Consider the following 9,961-nt stretch of genomic DNA (forward strand, 5'->3'; position numbering starts at 1 on the left):
CTTCCATTCGGGCAAATGCGCGCAAGGATTCCGGTCTTTCGCGCCCCCAAGAAACCCTTGGCTGGCGCTGCGCCGCACAATCGCTACGTTGTGCCCGGCATGAAGAAGGGCCTGATCGTCCGGCACGTTCCGTATGAGGGTATCGCGGGCTTCCGCGAGCCGATCGAGGCTGCGGGATATGAACTCGACCGGTTCGACGTCACGGATCCCGGCTTCTGGCAGCTCGATCTGACAACGCCCGATCTCGTCATCCTGATGGGCGGGCCGATGGGCGTGTACGAGCAGGATGCTCATCCCTGGATCCGCTGCGAGATCGATCGCCTTGCAAAACGCGTCGAGCGCGGCCTGCCCACCCTTGGCGTATGCCTCGGGGCGCAGATGATCGCCGCCGCCATGGGAGCGGACGTCCATCCCGGCCCGGTCAAGGAAGTCGGCTTCGCGCCGGTAAGCCTGCACGTGGATTCGCCGCTCCGCCATGTCGACGAGGTTCCCGTGCTTCATTGGCACGGCGACACCTTCACGCTCCCGGATAATGTCGAATTGCTCGCGTCGAGCACCGCCTATGCCCATCAGGCGTTTCGCCGCGGCGCCGAAATCCTCGCGCTGCAATTCCACGCCGAAATGGGCGAAGACCCTCGTTTCGAGGCATGGCTGGAAAGCGGCGCGGATTATGTGACCGAGGCGGGCAATTCCCCAGAGCGGCTACGCGCCGATCACGACGCGCTCGGCTCGGGCGCGGTCGAGGCGGGCCGGGCGATGATCCGCGAGTGGCTGCGCGGGCTTTAGGCCGGTCGCCAGTCGGCTATCGACCCCGTTTGTGGAAGTCGGTCCCACTCCCATTCTTCGTCACCCCGGGCTTGCCCCGGGGTCCCGCTTCTCCGTCGCCCACCGTCAGCGCGTCCCGGATCGCTTGTCCGGCCCGCGCATGCTCCCAAGCCATGCTTCCACAGAAATAGCGGGACCCCGGGGTCGAAGCCCGGGGTGACGGGAAAAAAGCGCCGCCGAAGCGCCCTTACGAAACCGCCCCTAAAGCCAGCCGTCCAGCACCTGATCGGGCGGGCGGTCACCGCGTGCCCATACGCCGATATTGACGATCACCTTCTGCCCCATCGCCTCGCGTCCCTCGAAGGTCGCGGAGCCGAGGTGCGGGAGCAGCACCACGTTATCCAGTCCCATCAGCCGGGGGTCGACCGCGGGCTCGTTGACGTAGACGTCCAGCCCCGCGCCTGCGATCCGGCCATGGGTCAGCGCGTCGACCAAAGCTTCGGGATCGACGATTTCGCCACGCGCCGTGTTGATCAGCCAGCCGTCGCGCCCCAGCAGATCGAGCCGGCGCGCGTCGATCAGCCCGCCGGTCGCGTCGGTGTGCGGCGTGTGGATCGTCAATATGTCCACCGCTTCCAGCATCGAATCGAGGTCCGCGTGGAAGGTCGCGCCCAGTTGCGCCTCCAGCACTTCGGGCACGCGGTGGCGGCCGTGATAATGGATCTGCAGACCAAAGGCGCGGGCGCGCTGGGCCACCGCCTGGCCGATCCTGCCCATGCCCAATATGCCCAGCTTCTTGCCGCCGATCCGGTGCCCGCGCATGCTCGTGGGGCACCAGCCGGTCCATCCGCCGGTGCGGACGAGCTTGTCGCCCTCGACCAGCCTGCGCGGCGTCGCCAGGATCAGCGCCATCGCCATATCGGCGGTATCCTCGGTCAGCACGCCCGGCGTGTTGGTCACGACGATCCCGCGCTCGCGTGCGGCCTTCAGGTCGATATGCCCGTACCCCGCGCCGTAATTGGCGATCAGGCGCAGCCGTTCGGGTGCGCCCCGGATCAGATCGGCGTCGATCCGGTCGGTGACGGTCGGCACCAGCACGTCGCAATCGGCCATCGCGGCGGCCAATTGGTCGCGGCTCAGCGGCGCATCATCCCGGCTCGGCACCGCGTCGAACAATTCGGCCATCCGCGCCTCCACCGACGTGGGAAGCGAGCGCGTGACAAACACACGCGGACGGGAAGGGCGGATCGCTTGTGCCATAAAGAGCGGATTGGCCGCAGCGGCACACACAGTCAACGGCTTGAAGCCGCGTGCGGCCTCAGGATATGGATCGTCCCATGTTAAACCGGCGCATGCGCATCTTCGGCTGGATCATCCTGGCGCTCGTCGCGCTCGGCATGGCGATCCCTGCGTTCGCCCAGCGCAAGCCGCCTTATTTCGCCTCGATCGCCGCCGACAAGGCGCGGATGCGCACCGGCCCTGGCCGCAACTATCCCGCGAGCTGGCTCTATCAGCGCGCCGATCTGCCCATCAAGGTGATCGACATCTATGGCGACTGGCGCAAGATCGAGGATCCGGACGGCACGCAGGGCTGGATGCAGGTCAATCTGCTGAGCGACACGCGCACCGCGATGGTGACCGGCACCGTGACCGAGATGCGCGCCGCGCCCAATTTCAACGCCCGGATCAACTGGCGGGCCGCGCCCGGCGTGGTCGGCCGGATCCGCGCCTGCTCCGGGGGCTGGTGCTGGTTCGACGTTCGCGGCCGCGGCGGCTATGTCGAGCAGAGCCACATCTGGGGCACTGAACCGGGCGAAACGCTGAACTAGGCGCGCCGCCCCGCTGGCCGCCTCAGTCCAGCAGTTCCACCGCCACCGCCGTCGCCTCGCCGCCGCCGATGCACAGCGACGCGATCCCGCGCTTCTGCCCGTGCGTCTCCAGCGCCGAGAGGAGGGTCGCAAGCACCCGCGCGCCGCTCGCGCCGATCGGATGGCCCAGCGCGCACGCGCCGCCATGCACGTTCAGCTTGTCGTGCGGGATGCCCAGATCGTGCATCGCGATCATCGCGACGCATGCGAACGCCTCGTTCACCTCGAACAGGTCGACATCGCTTGCGCTCCAGCCCGCTTTCTCCAGCGCCTTGCGCATCGCGAAGACCGGGGCGGTGGTGAAGAGCGCGGGCGCATGGGCATGCGCCGCATGGCTCACGATCCGCGCGACCGGCGTGAGCCCCAGCCGCTCGGCGACCGACGCCCGCGTCATCACCAGGGCCGCCGCACCGTCCGAGATCGAAGAGGCATTGGCCGCCGTGATCGTGCCATCCTTGGCGAAGGCCGGCTTGAGCGTCGGGATCTTCGACGCATCGCCCTTGGCGGGTTGCTCGTCGAGCATCACGGTGGTCACGCCCCTGCGGCCCTTCACCTCGACGGGAACGATCTCGCGATCGAACGCACCCGATTTCTGCGCCTTTTGCGCGCGCTCCAGCGAAGCGATGGCGAACGCGTCCTGCGCCTCGCGCGTGAACTGGTAATGCTGCGCCGTCTCCTCGGCAAAGCTGCCCATCAGCCGCCCGGGCTCATAGGCATCCTCCAGCCCGTCGAGATACATGTGGTCCTTCAGCACATCATGCCCGATCCGCGCGCCGCCGCGATGGCGCATCGAAAGATAGGGTGCGTTGGTCATGCTCTCCATGCCGCCCGCGATGAGCAGATCGGCCGATCCCGCCGCCAGCGCATCCGCCGCCATGATCGCTGCCTGCATCCCCGATCCGCACATCTTGTTGAGCGTGGTCGCTTCGATATGGCTCGGCAGCCCGGCCTTGAGCGCCGCCTGCCGCGCCGGCGCCTGGCCCAGCCCGGCGGGCAGCACGCAGCCCATATAGATCCGCTCGATCGCATCGCCCTTCAGCCCCGCGCGCTCCACCGCCGCGCCCACTGCCGCCGCGCCCAGATCGGTGGCGCTGGCGTCGGTCAGCGAGCCCTGGAAGCTGCCCATCGGCGTGCGGGCATAGGATGCGATGACGACGGGGTCTGCGGACATAAAGGCTCCTCTCGGGTGTTGGGCGCGATCTAGTCCGTTGCGCGGTGGTTTGCAAAAGCCGCGCTCAGCCCGCAGGAAGCTCCCGCAATGACCTTCGTCGATATCTGCAAATGGTTCGCCTCGATCAGCGGTATCATCGCCTGCCTGATGGTGTCGCTCGACAATGGCCGCCGCGTGACCGGCTGGGGATTCGCGCTGTTCGTCGCCTCCAGCATCGCCTGGATCACCGGCGCATTGCTCTCCAGCGACGAGCCGCTCTGGACGCAGAACATGGTGCTCTTCTGCATCAATTGCTTCGGCGTGTACCGCTATCTGATCCGCAAGCGCCCGCCGCGTGACGATGATTGAATCCTGGCTCTGGCCCGCCGCGCTCGGCCTGCTCGGCCTCGTCTTCGGCAGCTTCATCGCCACCATCGCGATCCGCTGGCCCCAGCGGCGCAGTGCCGCGCGGGGCCGCTCCGAATGCGATTCCTGCCATAAGCCGCTCGGCGTCCGCGAACTCGTCCCCGTCCTCAGCTATCTCGCCCAGCGGGGCAAATGCCGCGCGTGCGGCGCGAGCATCTCCGCCTGGCATCCGGCGGTGGAGTTGCTCGGCCTCGCCATCGGCCTCGCCGCCGGGATCGCCGCGCCGGGCTGGGCAGGGGCGGCGGGGGCGATCTTCGGCTGGCTGCTGCTCACGCTCGCCGCGATCGATCTGCGCGCCTTCTGGCTGCCCAATCTGTTCACCGCCGCGCTCGCCTTTACCGGCCTCGCGCTCGGCCCCGGATCGCTCGCCGATCGCCTGATCGGCGGTCTGGCGGGCCTTGCCGCGCTCTGGCTCGTCGCTTCTGCCTATCGCTGGTTGCGCGGCCGCGACGGGCTGGGTGGCGGCGATCCCAAGGTGTTCGGCGCGATCGGCTGCTGGCTCGGCTGGCAGGCTTTGCCTCAGGTGATGCTCGCCGCCTGCGCGCTCGGAATCACGATCGTGCTGGCGTTGCGGCTCGCAGGGCATAAGATGACGGGAACCGATCGCCTGCCGTTCGGCACGCTGCTGGCCCCGGCAGCGTTCGCGGTGTGGCTGGCCATGATGATCTAAGGGAGAGCGCGTGCAGGATATTCTCGAACGCCAGCGTCAGGCATTCATGGCGGAGCTTCCGGTCTCGCTGGAGGCGCGCCGCGATCGCCTCAACCGCGCCATCGCGATGCTCACCGAAAATGCCGATCGCTTCTGCGATGCGCTGAGCGAGGATTTCGGCCATCGCAGCCGCGATCAATCCATGCTCACCGATATCGCCGCCTCGGTTTCCCCGCTCAGGCATGCGCTGAAGCACGTCAAAAGCTGGATGAGGCCCGAGCGCAAGCCGGTGCTCTTCCCGCTTGGGTTGCTCGGCGGGCGCGGCTGGATCGAAACCCAGCCAAAGGGCGTGGTCGGCATCATCGCGCCCTGGAATTTCCCCGTGCAGCTCGTGATGAGCCCGCTTGCCGGCGTGCTCGCCGCGGGCAATCGCGCGATGGTCAAGACGAGCGAATACACCCCTGTCGTCGCAGCTTTGTTCGACGAACTCGGTGCCAAATATTTCGCGCCTGAGGAACTGGCCTTTGTCAGCGGCGGCCCGGAAGTGGGCAAGGCGTTCGCCGCGCTTCCCTTCGATCATCTGCTCTTCACTGGCGCCACCTCGATCGGCCGCCACATCCTCCACGCCGCCGCCGATAATCTCACCCCGGTCACGCTGGAACTGGGCGGCAAATCCCCCGTCATCCTCGGCCGCTCCGCCGATGTGGCGCGCGCCACCGAACGCGTCGCGCTGGGCAAGATGATGAATGCGGGCCAGATCTGCCTCGCCCCCGATTACATGCTGGTGCCCGAGGAGAAGGAAGCCGAAGTCGTCGCCGGGCTCACCGCGGCCGCCTCGGCCATGTATCCCAGCCTGCTGGACAATCCCGATTACACCGCGATCATCAACGATCGCCATTTCCAGCGCCTCACCACATGGCTCGACGACGCCCGCGCGCGCGGCGCCGAAGTCATCCAGGTCAATCCGGCGAACGAGGATTTCACCGCGACCAATTCGCGCAAGCTCCCGCTCCACATCGTCCGCAACCCCACCGACGACATGACCGTGATGCAGGAGGAGATTTTCGGCCCGATCCTCCCCGTGCGCACCTACAAGACACTCGATCGCGCGATCGACGAGGTAAACCGCCGCGAGCGCCCGCTCGGCCTCTATTATTTTGGCAGCGACGAAGCCGAAAAGCGCCGCGTCCTCGATCGCACCATCTCCGGCGGCGTCACGCTCGATGATGTCGTCTTCCACGTCAGCCAGGAAGAACTCCCCTTCGGCGGAGTCGGCCCGTCGGGCATGGGGGCTTATCACGGCGAAACCGGCTACCGCACCTTCAGCCACGCCAAGAGCGTGTACAAGCAACCCAGGATCGACGTGGCCGGCCTCGCGGGCATCAAGCCGCCATACGGCAAGAAGACGCGCGCGAGTGTAGCGCGCCAGATGAAATAACGTCCCGGCGCAAAGCAACAAAACGTCATCCCCGCGAAAGCGGGGACCCAGAGCCAAGCAGGGCATCGCTCCACAACCCTGGCGCCCCGCTTTCGCGGGGATGACGGCAAGAGGGCATGCTCCCAATCCCCCCCCGGAGGGAAAGCGGGACCCCGGGTCAAGCCCGGGGAGACGGCTGTTTCGAAGGCGAGCGCCCACCCAATTCCTCCCCCGGAGGGGGAGGGGGACCGCGCCCGCAGGGCGTGGTGGAGGGGTAGTCGCCCAAAGCGATCCCCCGCGACGCGCCCGCCCGCCACCCGCACTCCCCTCGTCACCCCGGACTTGCTCCGGGGTCCCGCTGCACCTTCCCCGGTACATCGGCCGAGGCCCTAGCCGCGCGAAGGAAGCGGGACCCCGGGTCAAGCCCGGGGTGACGGACATCTCGAAAGCGAGCGCCCACTCAAATCCTCCCCCGGAGGGGGAGGGGGACCGCGCCCGCAGGGCGTGGTGGAGGGGTATTCGCCAAAAGCGAACCGCCGCGATCCACCCGCGCCCCAACCATCCTCCCTCTGTCACCCCGGACTTGCTCCGGGGTCCCGCTACACCTTCCCCGGTACATACACCGAGGCCGTCCGATCCGCAGAAGAAGCGGGATCCCGGGGCAAGCCCGGGATGACGGTTGCTTCGAAAGTGGGCCCCGACCCCACCCGTCATCCCCGCGAAAGCGGGGACCCAGGGTCACGACGGGAATCGCTGCGTGACGCGCACTCCGCACCCTCGCCGCAACCACCCAAGCCCCATCGGCGAATCGATCCCCCCCCCGTGGCGAAGCCACGCCGTCGGTCGGCGCTCGCAGCGCCGCCGGTCGCGCGCAAAAAAAAGACCGCCCCGGAAGGCGGCCTATGAAAGTTTTAGGAGAGGATGCCTGAAAGGCCCGATCTTTGTGCAGCGCAGCGTATTATTGTGCAAGTGCGAAATGATCATTCACTCGTTGCAGAATTTGCAACTATCCGGCGTTCACGCTTGCAAGCGGCGGCATCGCAACGCACGGAGGCGGCATGTCCAGCCTGCGCCTCGATGAATTCCTTGCCTACCGCCTGTCGATCGCGTCCAATGCCGTTTCGGATATCGTGGCTCGCGCGTATCGCTCGCTGTTCGGGCTGCGCATCCCCGAATGGCGGCTGATCGCGGTGCTGGCCGAGGGGGGCAATATGAGCCAGCAGGCTCTGTGCGGGCGCACCCGGATGGACAAGGTGACGGTGAGCCGCGCGGCGATCGCGCTTGCCGATCGTGGGCTGATCGCGCGGGCGAGCAATCCCGATGACCAGCGCTCGCATCTCCTCACGCTGAGCAAGGAGGGCTGGGCGCTTTACGAGCAGATCGCGCCCAAGGCGCTGGAGATGGAGCGGCGGATCTTCGCCGGGTTCAGCGATGCCGAGCGCATCCAGCTCAAGGCGATGCTCGACCGGATCGACTCCGCGGTGGAAGCGTTCGACGCGCGGGGTTGATCCCGGCGGCCGCCTTGGCCTAAGGCCGTCGCGCCCTCCCCAGGCTTTGCTGTACAAGTGCCTGTGAGGAGGATTCCATGTCTGTTAACCGTTCCGGACTGACCGTCGCCGAGCCGCTTGCGCGTTTCGTCGAGGATCGCGTGCTGCCGGGGCTTGGCATTGACGCCGGTGGATTCTGGGCCGGCGCGGCCGCCATTTTCGAGAAGTTTGCGCCGGAGAATCGTGCGCTGCTGGCGCGCCGGGACGAACTCCAGGCGCTGATCGATGCGCGCTATCAGGCGGGTGGCCCGGTGGACGAGGCGTATCTGCGCGAGATCGGCTATCTCGTTCCCGAGCCCGCGCCCTTCACGATCGACACGGCGAATGTCGATGTCGAGGTTGCGACGATGGCGGGGCCGCAGCTCGTCGTGCCGGTGCTCAACGCGCGTTTTGTGCTCAACGCCGCCAATGCGCGCTGGGGCAGCCTCTACGATGCGCTCTACGGCACCGATGTGCTGCCGGGCGTGGCGAAGCCGGGCGGCTATGATGCCGAACGCGGCGCGCAGGTGATCGCCTATGCCAGGGCGTTTCTGGATCGCGCGGTGCCGCTGGCTGAGGGCAGCTGGGCCGATCTGGCGGGCGAGCCGGTGCTTGCCGATCCTTCGCAGCAGGTCGCGCCGTGGCTGTTCCGTCATCATGGGCTGCATATCGAGGTGGTGATCGATCGCGAGCACCCGATCGGGCGGAGCGATCCGGCGGGGATCGCCGATGTGGTGCTCGAAGCGGCGCTGAGCACGATCGTCGATCTCGAGGATTCGGTCGCGGCGGTGGACGCGGAGGACAAGGTTGCGGCCTATGCCAATTGGCTGGGGCTGATGCGCGGCGATCTGGAGGAGAGCTTCGAGAAGGGCGGGAAGACGCTTACGCGGCGGCTCAACCCCGATCGGCGCGGGTTGCGCGGGCGCTCGCTGCTGTTCGTGCGCAATGTCGGGCATCTGATGACCACGCCCGCAGTGCTGCTGGCGGACGGGAGCGAGGCGCCGGAGGGGATATTGGACGCGATCGTGACGAGCACGATCGCGCTCTACGATCTTCGCGGGCTGGGTCGGTATCGCAATTCGGAGGCGGGCAGCGTCTATATCGTCAAGCCGAAGATGCACGGTCCCGACGAATGCGCCTTTACCGACCGGTTGTTTGACGCGGTCGAGGATTTGCTCGCGCTGACCCGTCATACAATCAAGGTGGGCGTGATGGACGAAGAGCGCCGGACCTCCGCAAACCTGGCCGCCTGCATCTTCCAGGTCCGCCACCGCATCGCGTTCATCAACACGGGTTTCCTCGATCGCACCGGCGACGAGATCCACACTGCGATGCAGGCCGGGCCGTTCATTCCGAAGGGCGAGATCAAGGGGGCGGCCTGGATCAAGGCTTATGAAGATCGCAATGTTCGGATCGGACTGGCTGCCGGGCTGGGGGGAAGGGCGCAGATTGGAAAGGGGATGTGGGCGGCCCCGGATCTGATGGTCGGAATGATGGAGCAGAAGATCGCGCATCCAAAGAGCGGGGCTAGCACCGCGTGGGTGCCTTCACCGACCGCGGCGACGTTGCACGCGCTGCATTATCACCAAATCGACGTGTTCGCGCGCCAGCGCGAGATTGCGGGCGATGCGATACCCGGCCTGGCGCAGCTTCTCACCGTACCGGTCGCCGAGGGCCGGAACTGGAGCGCACAGGAGATCGCGCGCGAGCTCGACAACAACGCGCAGGGCATCCTGGGCTATGTCGTGCGCTGGATCGATCAGGGTGTCGGCTGCTCCAAGGTCCCCGACATCGACGATGTGGGGCTGATGGAGGATCGTGCGACGCTCCGCATTACCTCCCAGCATCTCGCGAACTGGCTGCTCCACGGCGTGGCCAGCGCGGCGGACATTGATGCGGCGCTCATGCGGATGGCGGCGAAGGTCGATGCCCAGAATGCCGGCGATCCGCTGTACCGGCCGATGGCGGGCAACCCCGACAGCCTGGCATTCCAGGCGGCTCGCGCCTTGATATTCGAGGGCCTGACGCAACCCAACGGCTATACCGAACCGCTGCTTCATCGTTTTCGCGCGGCGGCGAAGGCGAATATGGGGAGCCAAAGCGCCGCTTGATCGTTACGCTGGCGTGAGGGTCGGGAAGGTGCCGATCCGGAGGGATAGC

9 protein-coding genes are annotated in these 9,961 nt (G+C 67.0%); 7 read left to right on the plus strand and 2 right to left on the minus strand.

Translation table 11 applies throughout. The annotated features are described in order from the left end of the window. Positions 1-99: 99 nt before the first annotated feature. Positions 100-786, plus strand: coding sequence for a glutamine amidotransferase (locus tag SSO01S_RS02025; RefSeq protein WP_066795153.1), 687 nt, complete (start codon positions 100-102; stop codon positions 784-786). A gap of 240 nt (positions 787-1,026) precedes the next feature. Here the strand turns inward: SSO01S_RS02025 and SSO01S_RS02030 are convergent, their stop codons facing one another. Further along, positions 1,027-2,025, minus strand: coding sequence for a 2-hydroxyacid dehydrogenase (locus tag SSO01S_RS02030; protein ID WP_066794427.1), 999 nt, complete (start codon positions 2,023-2,025; stop codon positions 1,027-1,029). Positions 2,026-2,102: 77 nt separating this feature from the next. Between SSO01S_RS02030 and SSO01S_RS02035 the strand changes: the two genes are divergently transcribed. Then, on the plus strand, positions 2,103-2,594 hold the full coding sequence (locus tag SSO01S_RS02035) for an SH3 domain-containing protein (protein WP_245646549.1): 492 nt from the start codon (positions 2,103-2,105) through the stop codon (positions 2,592-2,594). A gap of 22 nt (positions 2,595-2,616) precedes the next feature. Here SSO01S_RS02035 and SSO01S_RS02040 read toward each other — a convergent pair whose 3' ends face one another. Next, entirely contained in the window at positions 2,617-3,804 is a 1,188-nt protein-coding gene (locus SSO01S_RS02040) for an acetyl-CoA C-acyltransferase (RefSeq protein ID WP_066794433.1), read from the minus strand. 87 nt (positions 3,805-3,891) lie between these two features. Between SSO01S_RS02040 and SSO01S_RS02045 the strand changes: the two genes are divergently transcribed. The 5 genes from SSO01S_RS02045 (at position 3,892) to SSO01S_RS02065 (ending at position 9,912) form a co-directional block, all read left to right on the plus strand. Beyond that, positions 3,892-4,152 (plus strand): hypothetical protein, encoded by a 261-nt coding sequence (locus SSO01S_RS02045; protein ID WP_245646550.1) that lies wholly within the window; start codon positions 3,892-3,894, stop codon positions 4,150-4,152. Further along, on the plus strand, positions 4,145-4,879 hold the full coding sequence (locus SSO01S_RS02050) for a prepilin peptidase (RefSeq protein WP_174520749.1): 735 nt from the start codon (positions 4,145-4,147) through the stop codon (positions 4,877-4,879). The genes SSO01S_RS02045 and SSO01S_RS02050 overlap by 8 nt, the downstream gene beginning before the upstream one ends. 10 nt (positions 4,880-4,889) lie before the next feature. After that, positions 4,890-6,296 carry a coniferyl aldehyde dehydrogenase gene (locus tag SSO01S_RS02055; RefSeq protein ID WP_083942786.1) on the plus strand — a complete coding sequence of 469 codons (1,407 nt, stop codon included), beginning with the start codon at positions 4,890-4,892 and terminating at the stop codon, positions 6,294-6,296. Between the two features lie 1,037 nt (positions 6,297-7,333). Next, entirely contained in the window at positions 7,334-7,783 is a 450-nt protein-coding gene (locus tag SSO01S_RS02060) for a MarR family winged helix-turn-helix transcriptional regulator (protein ID WP_066794439.1), read from the plus strand. Positions 7,784-7,860: 77 nt separating this feature from the next. Further along, a complete protein-coding gene (locus SSO01S_RS02065) occupies positions 7,861-9,912 on the plus strand; it encodes a malate synthase G (protein ID WP_066794442.1) in 2,052 nt (683 codons plus the stop codon). Positions 9,913-9,961: the final 49 nt, after the last annotated feature.

The sequence above is a fragment of the Sphingomonas soli NBRC 100801 genome, from assembly GCF_001591025.1.
Classification (GTDB): Bacteria; Pseudomonadota; Alphaproteobacteria; order Sphingomonadales; family Sphingomonadaceae; genus Sphingomonas; species Sphingomonas soli.

What these genes read in the sequence shown, in the direction of transcription:
- SSO01S_RS02025 (WP_066795153.1), top strand. Translation starts at nt 100, where the DNA reads ATGAAGAAGGGCCTGATCGTCCGGCACGTTCCGTATGAGGGTATCGCG.
- SSO01S_RS02030 (WP_066794427.1), bottom strand. Translation starts at nt 2,025, where the DNA reads ATGGCACAAGCGATCCGCCCTTCCCGTCCGCGTGTGTTTGTCACGCGC.
- SSO01S_RS02035 (WP_245646549.1), top strand. Translation starts at nt 2,103, where the DNA reads ATGTTAAACCGGCGCATGCGCATCTTCGGCTGGATCATCCTGGCGCTC.
- SSO01S_RS02040 (WP_066794433.1), bottom strand. Translation starts at nt 3,804, where the DNA reads ATGTCCGCAGACCCCGTCGTCATCGCATCCTATGCCCGCACGCCGATG.
- SSO01S_RS02045 (WP_245646550.1), top strand. Translation starts at nt 3,892, where the DNA reads ATGACCTTCGTCGATATCTGCAAATGGTTCGCCTCGATCAGCGGTATC.
- SSO01S_RS02050 (WP_174520749.1), top strand. Translation starts at nt 4,145, where the DNA reads ATGATTGAATCCTGGCTCTGGCCCGCCGCGCTCGGCCTGCTCGGCCTC.
- SSO01S_RS02060 (WP_066794439.1), top strand. Translation starts at nt 7,334, where the DNA reads ATGTCCAGCCTGCGCCTCGATGAATTCCTTGCCTACCGCCTGTCGATC.
- SSO01S_RS02065 (WP_066794442.1), top strand. Translation starts at nt 7,861, where the DNA reads ATGTCTGTTAACCGTTCCGGACTGACCGTCGCCGAGCCGCTTGCGCGT.